Source organism: Vibrio sp. 947 (assembly GCF_033339115.1).
In the GTDB taxonomy this organism is placed as follows: Bacteria; Pseudomonadota; Gammaproteobacteria; order Enterobacterales; family Vibrionaceae; genus Vibrio; species Vibrio alginolyticus.
In genome coordinates this window covers 325,779-349,207 of sequence record NZ_JAWOTX010000001.1, presented here as the reverse complement: position 1 = coordinate 349,207, position 23,429 = coordinate 325,779, and the positions used below count along the sequence as shown (strand labels likewise).

General features: G+C 45.0%; 20 protein-coding genes. 11 read left to right on the top strand and 9 right to left on the bottom strand.

Annotation, left to right across the window (positions count from 1 at the left end):
- Positions 1 to 51 precede the first annotated feature (51 nt).
- From malQ to R7Q39_RS01550, 4 genes are all read left to right on the top strand, one after another.
- Positions 52 to 2,232: a 4-alpha-glucanotransferase gene (gene malQ / locus R7Q39_RS01565; RefSeq protein ID WP_170893938.1), complete on the top strand. Its 2,181-nt coding sequence runs from the start codon at positions 52 to 54 to the stop codon at positions 2,230 to 2,232.
- 232 nt (positions 2,233 to 2,464) lie between these two features.
- Positions 2,465 to 4,708 (top strand): 1,4-alpha-glucan branching protein GlgB, encoded by a 2,244-nt coding sequence (gene glgB / locus R7Q39_RS01560; RefSeq protein ID WP_225477364.1) that lies wholly within the window; start codon positions 2,465 to 2,467, stop codon positions 4,706 to 4,708.
- Positions 4,709 to 4,845: 137 nt separating this feature from the next.
- Positions 4,846 to 5,520, top strand: a complete 675-nt coding sequence (mtgA, locus tag R7Q39_RS01555) for a monofunctional biosynthetic peptidoglycan transglycosylase (protein ID WP_053303908.1) — start codon at positions 4,846 to 4,848, stop codon at positions 5,518 to 5,520.
- A gap of 180 nt (positions 5,521 to 5,700) precedes the next feature.
- Positions 5,701 to 7,761 (top strand): alpha-amylase, encoded by a 2,061-nt coding sequence (locus R7Q39_RS01550; RefSeq protein ID WP_318075683.1) that lies wholly within the window; start codon positions 5,701 to 5,703, stop codon positions 7,759 to 7,761.
- Between the two features lie 69 nt (positions 7,762 to 7,830).
- Here the strand turns inward: R7Q39_RS01550 and R7Q39_RS01545 are convergent, their stop codons facing one another.
- Positions 7,831 to 8,547, bottom strand: a complete 717-nt coding sequence (locus R7Q39_RS01545) for a DsbA family protein (protein ID WP_053349997.1) — start codon at positions 8,545 to 8,547, stop codon at positions 7,831 to 7,833.
- A 96-nt stretch (positions 8,548 to 8,643) separates the two neighbouring features.
- Positions 8,644 to 8,931 carry a hypothetical protein gene (locus R7Q39_RS01540; RefSeq protein WP_049872671.1) on the bottom strand — a complete coding sequence of 96 codons (288 nt, stop codon included), beginning with the start codon at positions 8,929 to 8,931 and terminating at the stop codon, positions 8,644 to 8,646.
- Positions 8,932 to 9,379: 448 nt separating this feature from the next.
- Between R7Q39_RS01540 and R7Q39_RS01535 the strand changes: the two genes are divergently transcribed.
- The 4 genes from R7Q39_RS01535 (at position 9,380) to R7Q39_RS01520 (ending at position 12,273) form a co-directional block, all read left to right on the top strand.
- Positions 9,380 to 10,117, top strand: a complete 738-nt coding sequence (locus R7Q39_RS01535; RefSeq protein WP_005374846.1) for a nucleoside recognition domain-containing protein — start codon at positions 9,380 to 9,382, stop codon at positions 10,115 to 10,117.
- On the top strand, positions 10,117 to 10,584 hold the full coding sequence (locus R7Q39_RS01530; protein WP_158173260.1) for a YjiG family protein: 468 nt from the start codon (positions 10,117 to 10,119) through the stop codon (positions 10,582 to 10,584). Before R7Q39_RS01535 ends, R7Q39_RS01530 begins: the two co-directional genes overlap by 1 nt.
- A gap of 9 nt (positions 10,585 to 10,593) precedes the next feature.
- Positions 10,594 to 11,718: a M20 family metallopeptidase gene (locus R7Q39_RS01525; RefSeq protein ID WP_318075682.1), complete on the top strand. Its 1,125-nt coding sequence runs from the start codon at positions 10,594 to 10,596 to the stop codon at positions 11,716 to 11,718.
- 180 nt (positions 11,719 to 11,898) lie between these two features.
- Entirely contained in the window at positions 11,899 to 12,273 is a 375-nt protein-coding gene (locus R7Q39_RS01520) for a YkvA family protein (protein ID WP_054390861.1), read from the top strand.
- A 104-nt stretch (positions 12,274 to 12,377) separates the two neighbouring features.
- Here the strand turns inward: R7Q39_RS01520 and R7Q39_RS01515 are convergent, their stop codons facing one another.
- The 3 genes from R7Q39_RS01515 to R7Q39_RS01505 all read right to left on the bottom strand — a co-directional run bounded on the left by R7Q39_RS01515 (position 12,378) and on the right by R7Q39_RS01505 (position 16,508).
- Complete coding sequence (locus R7Q39_RS01515) at positions 12,378 to 13,682, bottom strand: dicarboxylate/amino acid:cation symporter (RefSeq protein ID WP_318075681.1); 1,305 nt, start codon at positions 13,680 to 13,682, stop codon at positions 12,378 to 12,380.
- A 389-nt stretch (positions 13,683 to 14,071) separates the two neighbouring features.
- Entirely contained in the window at positions 14,072 to 15,337 is a 1,266-nt protein-coding gene (locus R7Q39_RS01510; RefSeq protein WP_042521728.1) for a DUF1835 domain-containing protein, read from the bottom strand.
- Positions 15,338 to 15,617: 280 nt separating this feature from the next.
- Positions 15,618 to 16,508 (bottom strand): LysR family transcriptional regulator, encoded by an 891-nt coding sequence (locus tag R7Q39_RS01505; protein ID WP_318075680.1) that lies wholly within the window; start codon positions 16,506 to 16,508, stop codon positions 15,618 to 15,620.
- Positions 16,509 to 16,618: 110 nt separating this feature from the next.
- On the opposite strand from R7Q39_RS01505, the gene R7Q39_RS01500 reads away from it, so the two are divergent.
- Entirely contained in the window at positions 16,619 to 16,927 is a 309-nt protein-coding gene (locus R7Q39_RS01500) for a monooxygenase (RefSeq protein WP_225491617.1), read from the top strand.
- Between the two features lie 7 nt (positions 16,928 to 16,934).
- Positions 16,935 to 17,327 (top strand): hypothetical protein, encoded by a 393-nt coding sequence (locus R7Q39_RS01495; RefSeq protein WP_262629178.1) that lies wholly within the window; start codon positions 16,935 to 16,937, stop codon positions 17,325 to 17,327.
- Positions 17,328 to 17,371: 44 nt separating this feature from the next.
- On the opposite strand, the gene R7Q39_RS01490 is transcribed toward R7Q39_RS01495, so the two are convergent.
- The 3 genes from R7Q39_RS01490 to R7Q39_RS01480 all read right to left on the bottom strand — a co-directional run bounded on the left by R7Q39_RS01490 (position 17,372) and on the right by R7Q39_RS01480 (position 21,280).
- Positions 17,372 to 19,540 (bottom strand): polysaccharide biosynthesis tyrosine autokinase, encoded by a 2,169-nt coding sequence (locus R7Q39_RS01490; protein ID WP_005374875.1) that lies wholly within the window; start codon positions 19,538 to 19,540, stop codon positions 17,372 to 17,374.
- A gap of 51 nt (positions 19,541 to 19,591) precedes the next feature.
- On the bottom strand, positions 19,592 to 20,032 hold the full coding sequence (locus R7Q39_RS01485; protein ID WP_031780905.1) for a phosphotyrosine protein phosphatase: 441 nt from the start codon (positions 20,030 to 20,032) through the stop codon (positions 19,592 to 19,594).
- A gap of 129 nt (positions 20,033 to 20,161) precedes the next feature.
- Positions 20,162 to 21,280 (bottom strand): polysaccharide export protein, encoded by a 1,119-nt coding sequence (locus R7Q39_RS01480; RefSeq protein WP_017820139.1) that lies wholly within the window; start codon positions 21,278 to 21,280, stop codon positions 20,162 to 20,164.
- Between the two features lie 458 nt (positions 21,281 to 21,738).
- On the opposite strand from R7Q39_RS01480, the gene R7Q39_RS01475 reads away from it, so the two are divergent.
- Positions 21,739 to 22,632 (top strand): hypothetical protein, encoded by an 894-nt coding sequence (locus R7Q39_RS01475; RefSeq protein WP_318075679.1) that lies wholly within the window; start codon positions 21,739 to 21,741, stop codon positions 22,630 to 22,632.
- Positions 22,633 to 22,697: 65 nt separating this feature from the next.
- On the opposite strand, the gene nfsA is transcribed toward R7Q39_RS01475, so the two are convergent.
- Complete coding sequence (gene nfsA, locus R7Q39_RS01470) at positions 22,698 to 23,420, bottom strand: oxygen-insensitive NADPH nitroreductase (RefSeq protein ID WP_318075678.1); 723 nt, start codon at positions 23,418 to 23,420, stop codon at positions 22,698 to 22,700.
- Positions 23,421 to 23,429 lie beyond the last annotated feature (9 nt).

The following is a 23,429-nucleotide window of genomic DNA, read 5'->3' as shown; positions in this document are numbered from 1 at the left end:
TAACAATAAAACCCTACATGGAAGGTGTTGGTATTACCTTCGGAGAAAGCGATGAAAGAACAAACAGCATTAAAGAAAGTCGCGGAAATGGCGAGATTGGCTGATAGCTATGTCAGTGCTTGGGGAGATGAGGCTAAAGTGTCTGAGGAGACGCTACGCCGCTTGCTCGCTTCGCTTGGCTACGATACTAGCAGTGATGAAAAACTACTGGCTTCTGCTGAAAAGAAACATAAAAAAGACGTACTAGCCCCTGTTCTTGTTTTACGCGACGGCGAACCAGTCGAAGTGGAACTAAACCTAGGTACGAGTGCTCGTGAGAGTGAATTCAGCTGGCGTTTAGAAACAGAACAAGGAGAGGTACTTGAAGGCTATCTTCAGTCCCAAATTGTTCGTGATGAGCGTGCTGAGGGTGGCCCTCTAGTGTTTGCATTGCCAAAGAACTTGGCTTGGGGTTATCACAAACTGATCATCAGTCGTAAGCGTCGTAAAACACCTTACGAGATGTCATTGATCATTACGCCGAAAGCGTGTTTCAAACAAGACGATCTAAACCAACACAAAAAGCTATGGGGTCCTAGTATCCAGCTTTACACACTGCGTACTCAGCATAACTGGGGCATCGGTGATTTTGGCGACCTAAAACAACTGGTGAGTGATATTGCCTCTCGTGGCGGTGACTTCATTGGCTTGAACCCTATTCACTCGCTGTTCCCTGCGAATCCAGAAGGGGCAAGCCCATACAGCCCGTCTTCTCGTCGTTGGTTGAACATCATGTACATCGACGTAAGCTCTGTACCTGAATTCGCGCTAAGTGCAGAAGCACAACAGCGTGTTGGTAGCGCAGAGTTCCAACAACGTTTACAAAAAGCGCGAGACTCTCATTGGGTGAATTACACGGAAGTTTCGCAACTAAAAATGAGCGTTCTTCCGCTGCTATTCAGTGAGTTTAAAGCTCGCCATTTAGACAAGAACACCGATCGCGCTCGTGCCTTCTTGGACTTTGTTGAAAAAGGCGGCGACAGCTTGCTACATCAAGCTGCATTCGATGCACTTCATGCTGATTTACATGCAGAAGATGCAAACATGTGGGGTTGGCCTGTATTCCCTGAGAAATACCGCACATTCGACGCAGCTGGTACTCAGAAGTACATTAAGGACAACCAAGATCGTGTTCACTTGTACATGTACCTGCAATGGATTGCAGACGATCAAATCAAAGAAGCGCAAGCGCTAGCCGAAGAAAAAGGCATGGCTGTGGGTTTATACCGTGACCTTGCGGTTGGTGTTGCTGATTCTGGTAGTGAAACATGGGCTGATGAAGGCGCGCTAGTATTGGATGCAAGCATCGGTGCACCACCAGATGTACTTGGTCCACTAGGCCAAAACTGGGGTCTGCCTCCGCTTAACCCTCAGGTTTTAGAAGCGACTGGCTACGACGCTTACATCAAATTGCTACGTGCTAACATGAAGCATTGTGGAGCATTGCGTATCGACCACGTACTTGGCCTGCTTCGCCTTTGGTGGATTCCAAAAGGCGAGAAAGCGACAGAAGGCGCATACCTGTACTACCCAGTGGAAGACATGCTAGCAATCCTAGCGTTGGAATCTCACCGTCATCAGTGTTCTGTAATCGGTGAAGACTTGGGTACTGTACCTGATGAAATCGTTGATATCCTTCGTGATGCGGGTGTGCATTCGTACAAAGTCTTCTTCTTCGAAACATCAAAAGACGACGGCGGTTTTATTTCTCCGAAGCACTACGCTGAGCAGTCTATGGCTGCGCTGTGTACGCACGATATGCCAACACTACGCGGTTTCTGGCACTGTGATGACTTGAAGATGGGGCGTGAGATTGGTCTGTACCCTGATGAGCAGCAGTTGAAAGGCCTATTCGCTGACCGCTTGAAGTGCAAACAAGGCATTCTAGACAGTGTTCGCTGGCATGGCTATCTGCCAGAAGGCATTGGTCATGATGCTCAGTACGTGCCAATGGATTCATACCTAAGCGAAGCGCTGCAACTGCACGTAGCCGCGGGTGACTCTGCACTGCTTAGTGTGCAGCTTGAAGACTGGCTAGAAATGGATCAACCGGTCAATATTCCTGGTACGGTGGATGAGTATCCAAACTGGCGTCGTAAATTGTCGATGAACCTAGATGAAATCTTCAGCCGTGAAGATGTGAATCGTATTTCTAAACGCCTTACTGAAGTTCGTGCACAGGCGAGTAAGTAAGATGCCTAGAGTGGCGTAGATGGACGAACTGATTACCAATTTTGTTAGCTCAGAGGTACGAAAGTTCCGTCTAGGTCACTCATTCCTAAAACCCAATCCGTTAGGATGAAGTACCGTTATTATGCCCGCGACAATAGCGGGCATTTTTGTATTTTGACGCCGTTTACGCAACGAATGTGAGAAGCGGAGTCTTTTTGTGAGTTCACAACGTTGGCTGTGGAGAAACCGATGTTTGATTCAGATCTCTGGTCTTGAAAAGGATGTTGGCTCTAGGGAGAAAGATTTGAAAACCACCAAAACCAAGAAAATAAAGAAACAACACGAACGCGCATACGAACTGCTTGCTGAGGCGGCTTACTCAGATCCATTTGCGGCGCTGGGTCCATTCATTGACGACGAAGCTTCGCTGAGAGTTTGGATGCCGGGCGCAAACAAGGTTGAACTGCTTGTTAATGGTGAACCTCGCGTGGCGCTTGAGCGTGATGGCGACAGCGGTTTCATCTTAAAAGAGCAACGCGATTTACACCTGACCCACTACCGTTTAGCGGTCGATTGGAATGGTGTTGAACAAATTATTGATGACCCGTACCAGTACCACAATATCTACCAAGAGTACGAGCATCTGCATACGCCAAAAGACATGTATCACTACATGGGCGCACACTTTGTCACGCTAGAACGTGGCGGTGAAAACATCTCTGGTGTGCGTTTCCTTGTTTATGCACCACATGCATCTGCTGTTAGCCTTGTGGGTTGCTTCAACCAATGGGATGGCCGTCGTCATCCAATGCAACGCTTAGACTACGGTATCTGGGGCCTATTCATTCCTGGTTTGGAAGAGGGGGTACAATACAAATTTGAGCTCAAAGGGCCAAATGGGGAAGGGTTGCCACACAAACAAGACCCTTGGGGTTTCTACTCTGAGCAATACCCATCGTTCGCATCCATTACCTACGATCACAAGCGTTACCAATGGCAAGATGCGAAATGGCAAAACCGTGCAGTGACACAAAAGCGTGATGAAGCGTTATCGTTTTACGAGCTACATGCTGGATCATGGAAGCGCGACGAGAACGGTGATTTCCTGAACTACCGCGAACTCGCGGAGCAGTTGGTGCCATACCTTGTGGATATGGGCTACACCCACGTTGAGCTGATGCCTGTGTCTGAGCATCCATTCTATGGTTCATGGGGCTATCAACCTGTTGGCTTGTTTGCACCAACTAGCCGTTTTGGCTCACCTGATGATTTCAAATTCTTCGTGGATGCGTGTCACCAAGTTGGTATCGGTGTAGTGCTGGATTGGGTTCCTGCGCATTTCCCATCGGATGATCATGGTTTAGCTAACTTTGATGGTACGCCTCTGTTCCATGATCCAGATCCTCGTCGCGGTTGGCACCAAGATTGGAACTCCTACATTTACGATTTAGGCCGTGAACATGTACGTCGCTTCCTTGTCTCGAATGCGCTGTACTGGTTTGAACAATTCCATATTGATGGCATTCGTGTCGATGCTGTTGCGTCGATGCTCTATCTCGATTATTCACGTAGCCACGATCAGTGGGTCCCGAACGTTGATGGTGGCAACGAAAACTACGACGCAATCGCAACCTTAAAATGGATGAACGAAGAAGTGTACAAGCACTTCCCGAATGCGATGACGATTGCGGAAGAGTCAACGGCGTTTCCGGGTGTGTCTGCGCCAACCTTTATGGGTGGTTTAGGCTTTGGCTTCAAGTGGAATATGGGGTGGATGCACGACAGTCTTTCATACATCAAAGAAGATCCTGTTCACCGCAAATACCACCACAATACCATCACCTTCCCGCTGGTTTATGCGCACAGCGAAAACTACGTCTTGTCTCTCTCTCACGACGAGGTGGTGTACGGAAAAGGCTCTATCCATAACAAGATGCCGGGCGATGAATGGCAGCAAACCGCAAACCTACGTGCATACTACGGTTATATGTATGGTCAACCGGGCAAAAAGCTGAACTTCATGGGCGCGGAAATCGGCCAAACGGCGGAGTGGAACCACGATGATCAGTTGCAATGGTTCTTGCTGGAATACGAACGTCATCAAGGCGTTCAAAAGCTGATGCGCGATTTGAACCACTTGTACCGAAATGAAGCGGCGATGCACGATCAAGATTGTGTTCCTGCTGGTTTTGAGTGGCGTCTACAAGACGAGGCAGATGCAAGCATCCTAGCGCACGAGCGTATCAGTAAAGAGGGTGAGCGTATTCTCATCATCACCAACTTTACGCCCGTACCACACGAGCGTTTCCGTTTAGGTGTTCCAAATGCAGGTCAATACGAACTGCTGCTGAACACGGACGACAGCAAATACGGCGGAAGCGATTTTAAAGTGCTGACCAGTGTGAAAACGGAACAAGTCGAAAGTGAATCACTGCCTCAATCACTTGAGCTTCGTTTGCCTCCACTTTCAACCGTGTTCTACAAGCTGCACAAATAATTTAGTCTAATCAAATTCTAAGCCCGTTTTACATTGTAAATCGGGCTTTTTTTTAACCAAGTTTTCACTAACGATAAACAGACTGCATACTCTATACTTGCATCATATTGTTTTATGAAATCAGGCTAGGTCGGACTTTGAGAAAGATTAAATCCCTTCTGTTCAATATCTTATTGGTGCTTTTGCTTTTACCAGTGATGCTCGTTGGCATAGTGAAATACATCGATCCACCAATTTGGGGATGGAAGATCAGCCGCATAATTTCTCCTCCTGAAGGATTTCCTGAAGAGAGTCAAAATGAATGGGTGCCTTTGAGTGATATTTCTAAACACATTCAACTGGCCGTGATTGCGACAGAAGATCAAAAGTTCCCGACCCATTACGGAGTGGATTTTGATTCCTTGTTTAAAGTGATCTCAGAGTCTGGCGAGAACGGTCCCTCTCGCGGTGCGAGCACGATTACTCAGCAAACTGCAAAGAACGTGTTTCTGTTTCCTTCACACTCTTATGTGCGCAAAGCGTATGAGCTTTATTTTGCTCTGCTGATGGAAGCAATGTGGAGTAAAAAACGCATTCTTGAAGTGTATTTGAATGTGGTGGAGTTTGGTCCAGGTATTTATGGCGCGGAAGCCGCTGCGCAAAACTACTTTGGTATTCCTGCTAAACAACTTTCAACACGCCAAGCAGCAAGGCTTGCGGTGGTGCTGCCAAATCCGTATCGCATCAAAGTTTACCCTCAGACTTCTTACACCATCAGCCGCGTCAATTGGGCGATGAGACAAATGCGTAACCTTGGTAGCGTTCAGCTTTAAACTCCTTTTTACCCTGCTCATAAGTAGAACTACGCCCCCATAAAAGCAAAATGTGAAGCGTCACAAGCTTTAGGGCGTAGCTTTTCAGAATGATGTGCTCAGTTTTTCATCCATTTACTATTAGTGTGAATAAAACTACAACACGAATACTGCGCCTATGCGCAACCAATGGACTGAACGATGAAACTGAATCTGATTACGACGACCTTATTGCTTGCATCGGCAAGTGCCATCGCCGAGCCAAACATCACCATTTCTACCACGACCAACAGCCGTGACTTTCCTTTAAGTGCAGAGCAACCTTTGGTTGTGCCCTTAACCAAAGACGGATACACGCTCAAAATCACGGGTGTTGAAGGCGACTGTGTCGCGCCTGATGGTCAGAAGGTCAAATTCAACAAACCTATCGCGCTGAACTGCGGAAAACCAACAGAACTGCCGTTAAAAATCCGTTTTACTGGCGATTACTCTTTTGCTTTTGATGCGGAAGCCAAAACTCTACGCTTCAAGCGTGAACCTAAGAAAGCTGCCAAGACAGAATTCAAACGCCCAATCCCACAAGTGCAATGTGAGGTTTACCAAGGCGGCGAAGTCACCATCGCGCTGGGTGACAGTTTCCCCGATGGCACCAAGTTGCGTGATGCCTATTCTGGTCAAATGGTCGAAGTAAAAGATCAGCAAGTATCGCTGACACCAAGCAAAGATTCCGGCGGTTTGGTGCTACTAGAGCCAGTGAAGAAAACCAAAGAAGCAGTACCGTTTGATTACCGTAATGCCAACATTTACTTCGTGATGGTCGACCGTTTTAACAATGCCGATACCAGCAATGATAACAGCTATGGGCGCAAGAAAGACGGCAAAGAAGAGATTGGTACCTTCCACGGTGGTGACCTAAAAGGCGTGATCGAAAAGCTAGATTACATCAAGAGCCTAGGTACAGATGCAATTTGGCTGTCGCCAATCGTTGAGCAAGTGCATGGTTTTGTGGGCGGCGGCGATAGCGGCTCATTCCCATTTTACGCTTACCACGGTTACTGGACGCGTGATTTCACCAAGATTGATGAGAACTTCGGTAACGAAGATGACCTGAAAAAGCTGGTGGAAGAGGCACACAAACGTGGCCTTAAAGTATTGATGGACGCAGTAATCAACCACACCGGTTACTCAACGTTAGCCGATTTGCAATTTGATGGTATTGAGGTGTTAAAACCAAACGCTGAACTACCTAAGAAGTGGGGGGATTGGCAACCAAAAGCGGGTGAAAATTGGCATAGCTACCACCAGAATATTGATTACCAGAGTCCAAACTGGGCGAAATGGTGGGGCGGTGACTGGATAAGAACAGGTCTACCGGGATACCCAGCTCCGGGCAGCAGTGATATCACCATGTCATTGGCGGGTTTGCCTGACTTTATCACTGAATCAGACAAAGCCGTGAAGCCAGCTCAATGGCTATTGGATAACCCTGGCACTCGCGTTGAGGCGCGTGATAATTACACCGTCTCGAACTACCTAATTGAGTGGCAAACTGATTGGGTGAAACGCTTTGGTATTGATGGTTACCGTGTCGACACGGTGAAGCACGTTGAAGGCGATGTGTGGAAACGCTTGAAAGAAGAGGCATCAAGCAGCCTTGAGCAATGGCGTAAAGAGAACGGTAAGTCAGGTCAGCCATTCTGGATGATGGGTGAAGTATGGGGACATACCGCTTATCGCAGCCCTTACTTTGACGATGGCTTTGACGCGTTGATTAACTTCGACATGCAGAAGAAGTTAGACAAAGGCGCGGCGTGTTTCAGCCAAATGGCAGACACTTACCAAAGTTACGCAGATACTATCGCCAATGAGAAAGACTTTAACCCTGTGAGCTACATGTCTTCTCACGATACCGAGCTGTTCTTCTCTCGCTTCAAAGATTACGGTATGCAGCGTAACGCCGCGAATGCACTGCTTCTGAGTCCTGGTGCTGTTCAGGTTTATTATGGTGATGAAATTGGTCGTAACATTGGTCCTTACGCGGATGATTTCCACCAAGGCACACGTTCTGACATGGTGTGGAAGCTATCGGATGAGAAGCAAGCGCTACTCAAACACTGGCAAACCCTTGGTCAGTTCCGTAAAGCGCACCCAGCGATTGGTGCAGGTCAACATCAAGTGATTGAACAAGAAGGTGCGTATGTGTTCTCTCGCTCGCTTGGCAATGACAAAGTCGTTGTGGCGTTTGTGGGTCGCGAAAAGTAGTTAGAACTTCGTTTTAAGCCTAGATAGAAAAAGCCCTTCCTTGAGTTATCAGGGAAGGGCTTTGTTGTTTTAGTTCGCCAGTTCTTGGTCGATGACTTGTTCTAGCTCGTCAAACGGCACATAGCCAGGAATGACTTGATCATTAATGATTAACGCAGGCGTGCCGCGTAAACCAAGTTGCGTGAAATACTGATAGTTTTTATCAAGCAACGCCTTGGTCTCTTTGTCGTCGACAAGCTGCGCTTCTGTCCCCGTTTTTTTCGCGATTTGATTTAAGGAACGTGCGTCATGTGCGCCCGGTTTTTTCACCAATAACTCATGCACTTGTTCGTACTTATCTCGCTGGTTTTGCCAAACATTTAATGCGTAACTTGCCGAGTTGTAGCCGTTTTTCTCGTATTGTTCTTTAAAAGAGACATTGAGGTTAAGCACTTTTACCTGCGGATATTCCTTACCAACTTTGACCAGCTCTCCTTCTAAACGTTTACAAAAAGGGCAGCTGTAGTCTGTTACGTTAATAATGGTTAACTCAGGGTTTTCAGCACCAAAAGAGGAATGTTTGCCATCACTTAGATATTGACGAACCTCCTTCAAGGTGTCGCCAAATGACTGTTGATACGCAATGTACTCTTGAAGGTTTTGGTGCAATGAATCAAGAATTTGAGGGTTATCTTTTAGTATCTGATTAACTTCCTCTAGCTTTTGTTCTGCGGTCTTTTCTGATGCGAAAGATACGGCAGATACGATAGCCATCGTTAACGCCAAAAGTGTACGAGTGAATGTCATAATATTTCCTAAAACTTTTAAATTTCGTTGTTTGTTATGTGAAGTGAATAAAATATGTACAAAAGTCAGGCAGAAAGGTCTCTCGCCTTGCTGGCTTTATTCTCTAAACACGCAAAGTTTTAGGTGAACCCGATACTTTTCCGGTATCGGTTCTGTGTATTCCAGATAACGAATTGCTGTGGTTGTCATCGGCAGCGCCACAATCAAAGCAAACAGAAAAAATGGAATAAGAATATGATCAAACTGATGTTGGTACGCTTGAACCAGCTTTTCTGAAAGGTCGCAAGATGGCGATAAATTCACACTCTCATCTTGCTGACTCTGTATTTGGTGAGCCTTCGGGCAGCTTTTCGAGAAACCAGAATTTTGGCTTAAGCATATCATCACCACCCAAAGCACGAGGGCGAGTGTCCATTTGGCTATTTTATATTGTGAGCGTAACAATGGGTCGTATAGTCCTGTTAATTCTGGTTTATGCCGTTTACATATGACCGGGCCATCCTAACCTAAATTTCGTGGCTGAATGTTACTTTCGAGTTAATCGATATTGCCTCAATGCCAAAGTATGAAGTACGTCATGAATGTTGTAGAAAGCAATATTCGTCAGAATCATTTGTTGAGTTGATGAAGAAGTCGTGAGCTATCGATATAGATTAAAATACCTAATTGTTGGCACAAATTTTTATTATCTTTCAATTGTGATTGGAATCATAAAACAAAACTTCATAACTGAGTCGCGATAATGTTCGGCAGGCGGATTGATTTTGATCATCTCTCTAGCACATTATTCAGGTGAGCATATGTGTTAAGTTCCACATGTGTAGGTAATGTTATGAAAATTCCTGTTCAAACTGAGCGTAAAGTTACACTGGGGTGCTACGTTGCTCTGGCGTTTGCGGTTGTGTTCTTTTCTGGCCTGATGCAATCTAGCGAATGGTACGGTGTATTCGATTTTACAACGCTCAATGGCTCTTTCGGCAAGGTGGCGTATGGTGTCACCGAAACGGCTGACGGTGTGCAAGTTGCAACAACGTCGCTTCGCGGTACTGGTGGTAGCGGTGCTCGCGACGGTTTCATTTTCGCACTTACTTTGATTCCAACTGTTATGTTCGCCTTAGGTATGATCAACGTACTTGAGCACTACGGTGCACTTGAAGCAGCTCGTAAGCTTCTTACTCCTCTTCTACGTCCTCTAATGGGCATCCCTGGTAACTCTGGTCTGGCTTTAATTGCTTCTCTACAAAGTACCGATGCAGGTGCGGCAATGACGCGTCAGCTAAAAGATGAAGGTCACCTAACTAAGCGTGAAACGGACGTATTTACCATGTTCCAGTTCACTGCAGGTGCAACCATCGTGAACTTCTTCTCATCGGGTGCTGTGCTGTTCACACTGACGATGGCTGACGGCTCTCTAGCAGTAACGTCTTCTATTGGTTTAGCAGTTGTGGTGATGTTCGCATTTAAGATCATCGGCGCGAACCTGTTCCGTATCTACCTGAACATGACGGAAGGTAAAGAAGACAAGCAAGACCAAAACAAATCAGAGAACTTAAAAGAGGAGACGGCATAATGGGTGACGTTAAAGCGAAAAAACCAATGGTGACGGATATCTTCGTCGAAGGTGCTAAGAAAGGTTGGGTGATTGCGACTACCTCTACGGTGCCTAACGTATTGATGGCATTTGTTATCATCAAGGCGCTACAAATCACTGGCGCGCTGGATCTGATGGGCACGGTGTTCTCTCCAATCATGGCGGTGTTTGGTCTTCCGGGTGAAGCTGCAGCGGTATTGATCGGTGCTTGGATGTCGATGGGTGGCGCAGTGGGTGTGGTTATCACGCTGTTTGACCAAGGTCTCCTTAACGGCACGCACATTGCGATTCTTGCACCTGCTATCTACCTAATGGGCTCTCAAGTTCAGTACATGGGTCGTATCATGGGGCCAATCGGTACTGAAGGTCGTTACATCCCAGTTATGATTGCAATCTCAGTATTGAACGCATTTGGCGCAATGCTGGTGATGAATCTGTTTGTCTAGGAGTGAGTCATGCAATTCTCTCTAAATGAATATCTAGAAGAGCTACGTCCGCTGATTAATGTGGATTGTGGCACTTACACGACTGATGGTATCGAGTTTATCGCTTCTCAATTTGAAGAGAAGTACCAAGCGATGTCAGGTTGGAGCGTAAAACGCATCGACTGTGGCAAAGCGGGCATCGGTCTTGAAGTTCGAAACAAGCCGGAAGCTGAGCAAATCGACGTGATGCTGATTGGTCACATGGATACAGTGTTCCCCGTGGGTACTGCTGAGCTTCGTCCAATGTCTCAAGATGCAGAGAAAGCTTACGGTCCGGGCGTCTCGGACATGAAATCTGGCTTGCTGAACATCGTATACGCGATGCGCAACCTAGACCAAGCGGTGTTGGATAAGCTGTCTATCGCTATCTGCATGAACCCAGATGAAGAAACGGGTTCTCTGGACTCTGTGGATTGGATTCAATCAGTAGCGAAAAACGCTAAGAATGTACTGGTTGCAGAAGCAGCACGTGCAGATGGCGGTTTAGTGAAAGCGCGTAAAGGCATGGCTCGCTACAAAATGACCTTTAATGGCGTTGCAGCTCACGCAGGTAACGAGCCAGAAAATGGTCGCAGCGCAATCACTGAGATGGCGAATTGGATTCTTGCAGTCAATGCAATGACCAACTTTGAATCTGGTACTACGCTGAACGTCGGTATTGTTTCTGGCGGCAACGGTGCGAACATCGTCCCTGAGCACGCGGAAGCGATCGTGGATGTGCGTTTCTGGAGCAACGAAGAATACGATGATGTCGATAGCAAGCTAAATGGCATGCTGGAAACACCATTCGTTGATGGCGTGAGAATTGAGTTGGTTCGTGAAGCTTATAAGCCTTCTATGGTGCCAAGCCCACAAACAGAAAGCCTGATGATGCTAGTTGAAGAAGCCGCAAGTGAACTGGCTATCGACATCAACTGGAAAGAAGTAGGTGGTGGCTCTGATGCAAACAACACGGCGATTCTTGGTGTTCCAACTTTGGATGGTCTAGGACCTATCGGTGCGGGCTTCCACAGCGATCAAGAGTACTTGTTGCTTGAGTCTATCGAACCACGTATCAAAATGCTGATGCGTGTATTGGAGAAGATTGCTCAATAAGGCATTTTGCTTCTAAAACTTGGTTCCCAAAGCTGTTTGTTTCCAAGGCAATAATCCCCGGACTTCGGTTTGGGGATTTTTTATCTGTGTTTCACTTTACTATCATTTCTTGTTATTAATCTTGCGTTCAGGTTCGATTTATTAATATGTTGGACATAGTCATAAATTTCGGAGGCAACGATGACCACAACAATGTCTGTAAAATCGGCGCCGAAAGACGCCAAAGATCAAACGATGCAAGCGCCAGATGAAAAAACATTCTGGCGAAAAATGAAAGGTTCGGTTAAGAAAGCGGGTGAAGAAATTGCCGTAATGGGCATAAAATCATGGCTCGCGATGACAGATTCTAACACCTCTGTTCGCCATAAGGCGATTTTAGGTGGTGCATTGGCTTACTTCGTATTACCAACCGATATGGTGCCAGACGTACTCGCTGGCGTCGGCTTTACCGATGATATGGCAGCACTTACCTTAGCCGCGAACTCAGTCGGTAATGCCATCACTAAAGAACACGAAGCACAAGCCAGAGAAAAACTGAATTCGATGGCGGATTAGAAAGAATATTTCTAGACGCGGAGAAAACAAAAGCCCCGATGTTTCCATCGGGGCTTTCTTTTAGACAGGACTATATAATTTCAGAATGGTAATCGTAGAACGATTTAGGCGTCAGCGCGTTTAAGATGCACTTCTTCTTCGGCTACGCCTGCCATTGGGTCGTTGAAGCGAGCCTCATCCAATGCACCCTCTGATTTTGCAACGATGACGGTTACAGCACTGTCACCAGTGATATTTACCGCGGTACGAATCATATCAAGAAGACGGTCAACACCCATGATGAGCGCGATACCTTCAAGCGGCAGACCAACTTGGTTCAATACCATAGCAAGCATGACAAGACCCACACCAGGAACACCTGCGGTACCGATAGACGCAAGTGTTGCGGTCATGATAACCATCATGTAATCGCCCATGCTCAAATCAATATTGAATGCTTGAGCAATAAATGCGGTTGCGACACCTTGCATGATGGCTGTGCCGTCCATATTCACGGTTGCACCTAGAGGAACAGTGAATGATGAAATACGGTTATCTACGCCCATGCGGTGTTTTGCTGTTTCCATTGTCACTGGAATGGTCGCGTTCGATGATGCTGTAGAAAAAGCAAACATGATTGCGTCTTCCATCTTACGTAGGAACGTAATTGGGTTTAGACCTGTGAAACCTTTTAACATTAAGCTGTAAGTAACTAGACCGTGTAGGACAAGCGTACCAGCCAGTACTAAGAAGTACTCTGCCAGATTGACGATCGCGCCCAGACCAAGACCAGTGAATAGCTTCGCCATTAAGAAGAACACCCCATAAGGCGCCAAGTTCATCAAAATCGCGACCAGCTTCATGATCACTTCATTCAGATCAGAGAAGAATGCTGCGATGCGTTCGCCTGGTTTACCCGCTGCACTGATCGCGATACCGAATAGCACGGCGAACACGATAACTTGCAGAGTTTTACCTTCTGCCATTGCGCTGATTGGGTTGGTCGGGAACATATCGATGATCACCTGACCTAAAGATGGCGCTTCGGCTGATTTGAATGAACTTGCTGCCGTTAGATCTGCCCCTGCCCCTGGCTGGAATAGAGTACCCATAGTTAGAGCAAGCGTAATCGCGATAGCCGTTGTCGTAACGTAGAAAGCGAGGGTTTTACCGCCCATGCGACCCAGTGTAGAGAGGTCTTTGAGAGAGCTAGTACCACAAACTAACGAAACAAATACTAGCGGTACAACAAGCATTTTTAAGCTGGCAACGAAGATCTGTCCACCAACTTCGAATAATCCATTAACAATGTATGCGTCGACAAATCCGTTGTCGGCAAAAAGTGTGCGAATTGCAAATCCTGTCAAGATACCCGCAACCATACCTAAAATTACGCGGCTGGTAAGCGACATCGGTTTCTTGGTATTCATGAGAACACTCCTTATAGTTATGCACCTTGAGTTCACTTCAAAGCGGCGAGCAGATTAGCAGCGGAGTGAGAAAATACGAAAGAATAATCCTCTAAATGGTTAATAGATGTGAACTTCATCACTAATAAAAATGGGATTTTAACCAAATATTAACGAATTGGCCGGATGAAAAGTTTGTATTTTAACACTTTTATCGAATATACAACCGATAACAAAGAGGATTTACAATAAATTTTAATAAGAGATAGAGTGCATACTCTCTTTGAGTGGATGCATTTCTGCATAACTATTTAAGTTATATTCAGGCTAGCGGTCGCTTCTTTAGGGATAATTTAGTATTGAGTGTTCATCAGAGCCAACGAACCCTTTATGCTTTCATATTTGTCAACTCAATGATGGTTGGCAAGTGTAGTTAGTTGGAGGTGATCCCAGCTCCAATAACTTTGACTGGTATTTTTAATCCCTCCAACCCAATAGCATTGTTTCGCTCGTATTAAGCCTTCCAAACACTGCTTGCCAGCCTCAGTGATACGGACGCTTTGTTCCCACCAGTGCCTTTCACGTGACTCAATCGTGATCAAAGGTGTTTGACACTGTGCTAGAGGGAGGAGTAACGCGTAAAACATCACGTCTCCTAGGTAAGGAAGAGGTTCTAGTTGTTGATATTGCTCAAACCAATCTTTGATGGGAATTGAACGATTTTGCGAGCTCAAGACCTTTAGTGCGAGGTGTTGTGTCAAGCTCAATCCAGTTTGTGAATTAGGTAACTCTTGCAAATGGCGTTTAAGCACGTTGAATATATTGGGCAAGCAATCCAGGTTATGCTGCTGAATCAAATTAACTATGGAAATAGGTGTCGGTGATGTAATAGCGTGCCAACACCGTTTAGCCTGACTGAATAATTTTGCTGTCACAGGTTTACGGTATCGCCAACAAGAACGAATAGCTTCTTCAGGCAACTGCCCAAAGCCGATGAATCGTTCAGTGCCCGGGAACTGGTTCAACTCAATGATCTCTATCACTTTATTCTCTACATTCTCTAACTGTGTTAGAGCACGAATTAGCATCAATTGATCATAACTGTCATGTTCGACCCAAAAGACGATTCGTTCAAATACATCACTTTGCAACAGATCGAGGTTTGATTGTTCCAATGTGACTATATCTTGAACCGAGTCTTCACGCTTCATCACAGGCAGCAGAGTCTCTACGACATATTGGGCACGAATGGCAAGGAAGTTCTGCGGTGTTGCTGGTATGGGGCCAATACAAAGCGGATCGATCAGGGCTAAAAATGTCCCTTCAAATCCACTGGTTTTAAGCTGTTGTTGTATATCGTGACCGCAACGAACGTGTAGCGTTTTTACTTTCGCATCTAGGGGCGGTTTTTGTTGTTTGATGGCTAGTTTGTGCGCTTCTAGCTCTTCGACATGAGCTTTTAGTTTACTCCAACTGGATAAGCCAAGTTCTCTTGCGAGTGCATGTTGAACGTCAGCCAATTGAATTGTATTGGGAGCCAAAGATTCTGGTTTGGAGTGAAATCGCTTAACTAACTCCAACGTGGCGTCATCGTATAGGCGGATAGCTTTGAGCCTTTTTTTAGCAATGGATTTTTGCTGATTGATATTGATCGAGAAGCTATTTGTAGAGTTCATATTTCACCTTTCTTATTTCTTCCACACTCGCCTATATAGAAGCTAAAAAGAAGGTAAAAACAGATTGTGCCTGCTAAACCAAGCAGGTGAGGATATTGCCGTGAACCGAGTTCTTTCCGCGAGTGTTGGGTGCTTTAGGCATGAGCAGAGTGATAGTAGGTGGTCGCTATCCTTCGTGCAACCTTTTGTGAGAGTGTAGCGTCACAAAATGGCCGTTTCTCTATATTTAGGGAGAATCAATAGCCGATAACACTAGCGATTCAACTCAATACCACTGTTGCTAGACTCGAGTTTCTACACTTTTGAGTAAAGTACGATAAAGCGCTTGAGTCGCAGGACCACTTTTGGCTCCTTTGGGCAAAGTGAGGTGCAGCGCAACTTGATATTGATGGGAGTGTTCGATCTCCAATACTTTAATTTTATCGCTCTTGCGGGCTGCGACTAAGTGCGCTGGTAGCCGACAAAGTCCAGCGCCTTGCTCTACGGCGTGAAAAGCGTGGTCGAAGTTATCGACGGTAATACGCTGACGTGCGCGTAACCAACCCACATCTCTTTTCGTTTTGTCTGAATCACCTAAGTCACGGATGACAATTTGGCTGGTGGTTGCAAAATCGTCGATGGAAACATGCGGCTTTTTAGCGAGTGGATGGTGTGCTGCGATTACAGGCAGCATGGTTGTTACGCCAAATGCTTCGGCAGGGTAGTTGGTTATCGGTAAGTTGATGATTGCTATGTCAGCGAGCTCATTTACGACCATTTCGGTTGTTTTGCTCAGTGACGTTTCAACCACTTGAACGGAGGTCGTGTTGTTGTCCTCCAAAAATTGACTGAGTGGTGCATAAAGCCAACAAGGGTCACAAAGATGATCTACTGCGACCGTGATTTGAGATTCCACCCCACTTTTTAACTGCTCGCTGATGACTTCCAGTTCCCGCGCTTGTTCAAGCATGGATTGTGCACGACGCAGTATGGTTTTGCCGTGCTCTGTCAAACCCGCTTTGCGCCCTCGTACTTCGATAAGTTGAATACCAAGTTGGTCTTCTAACTTCCTCACCGAATAGATCAATGTGGTATGGCTCTTGTTGAGCAGTAAAGCTGCGGATTGAATACTGCCTTCTTGATCAATCGCTTGTAGCGTTTGCCATTGTTCTAAGGTCGTTTTTAGTCTCATCAGTCAATTTTTTAGACAGCTAATGGCAAAATTATGAACTTTTTTGTCAGTTTTATAAAGGCAATAATCTTGTCATCGAAAGCGAGTCAATTAAGAAGAGGAGACCCAAGGTGGCGAAATTATTGCAAGTTGATTTTGAATTTCATGGTCCGTTTGGTGAAGAGATGTCGAATGCTTTGGTCGACTTAGCTAAGTCGATTAACCAAGAGCCGGGCATGATTTGGAAAATTTGGACGGAAAACGAAAAAGACAAACTCGGTGGTGGTATCTATCTTTTTGAAGATGAAGCCACGGCGCAAGCTTATCTCGAAATGCATGCCGCACGCTTACGAAAAAAGGGCGTAGTCGAAGTACGAGGTCAAATCTTCGATATCAATGTGCCGTTAACGACGCTCAATCAAGGGCCTATTAGAGGATAAGGAGATGATGACCAACCGCACTTTTCTAACCGTTCATGGTGTCGTATATACGGTATTCGCTTTTGCGTTGTTTTTTGTACCAACCATAATGTGGCCGATGTATGGAGTACAAATTAACGACCAGTACGCGCTGTTTTTATCGCAGCATACTTCGATCTTTTTAGGTGGAATCGCAGCGGTGAGTTTGATGTTACGTAATGTGGAATCAGGGCATACTGCGAAACAGCTGTTTAAAGCATTATTGATTACTAATGGCTTAGGGGCAGTGATTACTACCTATGCCGGCATTATCGGAGTATTTGTCGGTTTTGGTTGGAGTGACCCAATATTCTTTGTCTTGCTTAGTTTGATTACGTACAAGCAATTAAGAGTGCAATCGAAAAAGCCCTGCTGTTTCTAGCAGGGCTTTGTCATATTTGGTTTAATTAGCGATCTAAATTCAAGTTATGATTCGCTTTTGTACGCGTAGTTATAGTAGCCGTATCCATAGCCGTATGAGTTAGATGCTTTTTTCTCAACTGCATTGAGAATCACACCTTTAACTTCAACGCCTGATTGCTCGAAGCGACCTTGCGCGACTTCAATCTCCTTCAAAGTCGTTTGATCAAAACGAGCGACCATCAGAGTTGTTCCTGCAAGCGCGCCAACAATGCTTGGGTCGGTAACTGCGAGTACAGGCGGCGTATCGATGATGACTAGATCGTATTGTGCAGACATCTCGTCAACAAAGCTCTTGAAGCGAGGGTGCATAAGAAGTTCTGACGGATTTGGTGGTACTTGGCCGCGAGTCACAACATCTAAATTATCAATGGATGTAGATTTAATGATGTTGCTAAGGGATGTCTTACCGCTCAAGTAATCAGAAAGACCGTTGTCCCAACGTAGACCGAAGCATTGCTGCAAATAACCTTTACGCATATCCGCATCAATAAGCAGCACTTTCTGACCGGTTTTCGCAGCGACGGCCGCAAAGTTGGTCGATACAAATGTTTTGCCGATAGATGGTGCAGGACCTGAAATCATAAGAACGTTATTCTTCGCTTCCATCATTGCAAAGTGCAAGCTAGTGCGAAGACTACGTAGAGCCTCAATGGAAAGATCGGCTGGGTTAGCTTCCGCTAGAAGGACTAGCTCATTGTTGCTGCCTTTGTTGCGCTTAAGCTTGTTTGCAAATTCCAGTTGTTGAATAGATTTTGGAACGCTTGCGTAAACTGGCATGCCAATCTGTTCAATTTGATCTGGTGTTTCCACACCACGGTGGAATGCTGCACGAATTAATACGAAAGCAACGCCTGCCATACCGCCAAGCAGTGTTGCTAGCACAACGATAAGCGCTTTTTTCGGCTTAATTGGCTTAGAGAAAGATTGAGCGTTATCTAAGATTCGAACGTTGCCAACTGTTCCGGCTTTAATAATGTTGAGCTCTTGAACCTTGTTCAATAGTTGGATGTAGATTTGTTGGTTTACTTCTACATCGCGTGTCATACGTAGAACTTCACGCTGTGTTTTCGGTAACTTTTGAACTTGTTTATTAAGACGTTCTTTCTCTTTTAGTAGTGTTTCACGTTTATCAAGTAGCGACTTATAAGCTGGGTGATCCTGTGTGAAGCGTTGGCTGATCTCACTTTCTTTGAATGTAAGCTCATTTAGCTGTGCTTCTAACTCAACCATTACTTTCAGCGTTGACTGAGCTTCAAGGCCTAAATCGATAGATTCATTTTCTTGACGGAATCGATTTAAAACGTCTTCAGAAGCGGTCAGTTTTGTTTTGATGTCTGGGAGGTGACCTTTCAAGAACTCGAGGCTTTGCTCTGCCTCTGCAGAATTTCTTTGAACGTTTTGTAAGAAGTAGTTTTGGCTAATGTCGTTCAAGATATCTTGAATCTTAGCGCGGTCTTCACCAGAGAAGCTTAAAGATATAATCCCGGTTTGCTTACCACGTTCGCTAATCGATAAGTTTTCTTGAAGTTTATTAATTGCATCTAATTTACTGATTTTGCTGACCGTGAATGAGTCACCAGTTTGAGCCACAAGTTCAGTCGCCAAAAATTGGTATCCATTCTTCTCAAGCAGTTCACCAACTTTACCTTCTAAAATGACGTTATTGTCATCTTCTAAGAGCCTGAACGTCTGTTTTTCAGAATCAATAACTTCAAGAGTTAAAGGAACGCCAACTGCGTAAGAAGGAGCATTAAATCGTGAAACGCTCAGACTGATTTGCTCACCTTGTAGTCGAGCTAGGCCTTTACCAATAATTGGCATGTAGTTTGGAGAAACGACAGTCGTTAAGTTGAACTTATCAACAGTACCGCCCAAGATCATACGAGATTTGATGATCTCTATTTCTGTTGTCGCTGATGATTCTGCTGAAAACAGCTCTCCCATATCACCAACCATCGCTGAAATACCACCTGAACTCTTACTTTCGATTTGGATAAGAGCGTCAGCTTTATAGATAGGTGTTGATAGAATGGCAACGCCGACGCCTATAATTGAAAATAGGACTACGGTACATAGAATGAGCCATTTGGCATCAAGAATGATCCCAAATAACTTTCCCAAATCGATCTCATCGTCGGCTTGACGTGATTGCTTAATAGTTTGTGTTGTCATTACTTTAACTTCTTAAATACCTTGCCATTGGCGTTTATTTAGCCTTGCGGCTTATAGTTTTTGAGACCACGCTTTTGCTGCTTTTTCTATAAGCGTATATGCATGTTCGAAAGCTTCTCTACTTTGTCTGTATGGATCAGGGATGTTTTGTTCATTTATCCACTGTCCAAACAGCATCGTTTTACCTCGTGCCTCAGGAGCGATTTTGGTTAAGGCTTCTAAATGACCTTTTTCCATAACCAATATCAGATCGTATTGAGCGCAAAGCTCAGGTGTTAATTGTCGTGCTTCGTGTCCATCTAAGCTTACGCTATGTTCGTTCGCGATAGTGGTTGCCATCTCGTCAGCAGCTTTTCCCGTTAGATGGCTCTTATCTACTGCGATTCCTGCTGATGCGACATGTTTGTTTGGTAGTAAAGACTGCAAAAGCCGCTCTCCTGTTGGAGAGCGGCAAATATTACCGACACAGACGACAAGAATATTAGAAAACAAATGCTTACCCTACTTTAAATTGTATGCTTGTGATCTCAACTGAATTGCTGGCTTCTTTATATTGCGCAATTGAGCTGAGTAGCTATCGATTACGTGCCGCAAGAGATAAGTTTCTTGCGGCACGTTGTTTTACGGCCAAGTGCGTACTCGTAGTACACCTTCAGTTAGTTCATTAAAGCCGGAAATGGTTGGAACGAGCTGAGCAATCACACGATTCCAACGACTAACAGGTGCAGCCGTCACATAGACTATGTCGTAAGGGTTGAGATCAAACTCAGTACCAATCACCAAAGCAGAAGCGTCAGAAACATCTAGCTGATAAATGTCCGCCATTTTAGCTTCTTCTTTTGAACGTCTGATGACAAACACACCGGTAGCATCTGCGGAGATTTCACTGATACCACCAACGCTGCTAAGAGCCTCAGTAAGGCTCATGCCGCTACGATCAATTTTGAGTAATTTCGGATCGTTAACCTCGCCCATAACAAATACTTTTTGCGCATCGTTTCGAGGAATATGAACAATATCGCCAGGCTTTAGAAGGCGGTTTTGAGTTAAATCGCCTTGTTGCATCAGAGCATACAAAGAGACGTTTTCAACAACGCCATTGCGTGTCAGTGTCGCATTACGCCAATCAGCCTCGGCAGCCAGTCCGCCAGCTCTATTCACAGCATCTAGAAGTGTAAGGGGGATGTTTGTAATTGGTTGTTGTCCTGGCTTGTTAACTTCGCCAGTTACATAAGTCTTTTTAGAGCGAAATGCCGCAACGCTTACATCGACCTGTGGGCTCTCAATGTATTTTGCAAGGCGGCTTGCAATGTCTGCACGAATCTGACGTACGTTTTTGCCTTCAACATGTACGACACCTATGTAAGGGTAGAAGATCGTGCCATCCGAATGCACCCAGTTACCCGCTTCGGCTGAGCTTCGGTATGAGCCCGCTGGGATCGTTAGCTCTGGGTGATCCCAAATAGTGATATTTAGGATATCGCCAGGTCCTACTTCGTATTCATATTTTGCGATTTCAATATCTAACTCTGGGTTTGGTTTTGAAAAAGGGTCCACTGAATTTAAAGACGTTACGCGCTCCAAAGTTAAGGGATAAACGGTAACCTGAGACTCTATATCACTCGATTCAGTGCTCATGACTGTTTTGTCACTGACCGAAAGGTGGCTACCAGGCAAAGTACACCCTGTAAGAAGGATTGGAAGTACTGATATCCCCAAAAATTTATTAAATGTGTTCATTGGTTTATAACTACCGAAAGAAAGTTTGCCGACTGAAATTGATTCATTCTAATTGAACTGAGTTTCATCAATATTGACGATTTACTGCAGTTTTAAGCCTTTAGAAAGCGAGTCCATTCAGAATTATTTGTGTAATAAACACTCCAAATGGCTGCTAGCGACTTAGAGCTCTTAGTTTCATTAATGAAGGTGTAAAAATCTGACCCACAAAAAATAGTCAACTATTATCCATCTGGTTGCAATAAAGGCAACAAGTTACTCGAAAAAATACTGACGAATACATGACAAAATTGTGTCTATTTAGCGTTATTGAGATGAATGCATGATTTTGCACAAGCAAACAGGCGGTAATGTGAAAAAACTCATGCCAAAGTTGTATGCATCCTATTTACACTATATGCAACTGCCGTTATGCTTCGTGTTGCGGTCGGATATAACAACAAATATTGGAGCTAATTTTGAAAATCAAACTTTTAACGGCAAGTGTGGCTGCTGTTCTACTAGCAGGTTGTGGTAGTGACAGCGATCCTGAGGTAAAAACATACTCAGTACAGGCTTATGACCCAGCTGTTATCGGCATGGAAGTATCTTATGACTGTGGTGGAGATTTACAAGGTAAGGCTGATGAACTGACAACAAACTACAAAGGTATGGTCGGCTATGCGCGCATTAGTCACATAGATGTAGTTAGTGCTCCAAGTGAATGTACTTTCACATTGAAGCATACTGATAAGAGTGTAGATGCATCTAATGGTAAACGTATTACAACTGATTACAAAATTCCAAAAGGTCTAGCGCAAGCAGATGCACCTGTAACAGGTTCACCGTTTACTACTCTAGTAACGGATACTTTGGAAGAAGGTGCAATTTACACGCCAGAGGTTGCAGAGCAAGTGTTTGCTGACTTAGGTCTTGATGTCAATGCGATGGGCGTTTCAGTTAATGATTTGCTTCGCAATACTGAAAGTGTAGTTAAGCAGTTAGATGAGAGTGGTGATGCTGCAACAAAAGCATTAGCGACTAAACTGGTTGCTACAGCGAATGTAGTTTCAGATGTCATTAAAGCGAATCCTACGGCTTCTCCGAAAGCAATTTCAGTAGCAGCTAAAGCTGTAACTGAAGAGGTAATTAAGAAGAACCCAAATTACCCTAAAAATGATTCTGGTGACGTTATCTACGTAGAGATATCTGAAGAAGATACTAAAGATGTTGTTAACCAGGTTGAAAAAGAGATCGAAGCAGAAAAACCTGTAGATGATTTCAAACCGGTAGTGCCACCGATTCCAGATGCGAAGCCAGGCAAACCAGTTGATCCTGTTGATCCGCCATCAGGTGGTTCAGGCGGTAACTAATTAACTTTACTGATAATGAAAAGGCCTCTTCAGAGGCCTTTTTTGATCCTATCGTACTGTGGTCATCACCTTTTAGTGAGCCCTTTTCTGTTTAAGTAAGGCAGGATGTGCGGACGTGATTCGCCAGCCAGTTTACTGGTGACTTCTTGCGACCAAATACTCTGTTTTTGATTGCTCGAACGGTTTGCATAGTAGTTTTGCATAGTTTGGTCATACGTCTGAATATCATCCAAGTTTAGGTCTTGATACTGATTTTCATGCACCACGACATGCTTAGGTAGGCGAGGTTTTACTTCAGGGGCTTGATCTGGATGACCAAGACACATACCAAACAAAATGGCGGTATTTTTAGGTAAACCTAATAATTCGTCTACTTTTTGGGCATTGTTTCGTAAACCACCAATATACACACCTCCTAGTCCCATCGACTCCGCCGCTAGCAAGCAATTTTGTGCCATGATGCCCGAGTCTACAGCGCCTATTAACGTTAACTCGGTAAAGTCAGCTTGAACATCTGGGTTGATACTGGCATGGCGCTGGTAATCAATACAAAACACCAAAAACTCAGCCGCGCTTTCAACGTACCCTTGATTTCCGGCATATTGAGCTAATAGCGTGCGTTTTTCTGTGTCGGTCACGCGGATAATTGAAACGACTTGCAACATGCTTGATGAGGATGCCGCAAGGCCGGCTTGAAGAATGGCATCTAATTGTTCACTCTCAATCGGTTGTGAGGTGAATTTTCGAATTGAGCGGTGATTGAGAATTGTTTGAATCGTGCTGTTCATGGTGACTTA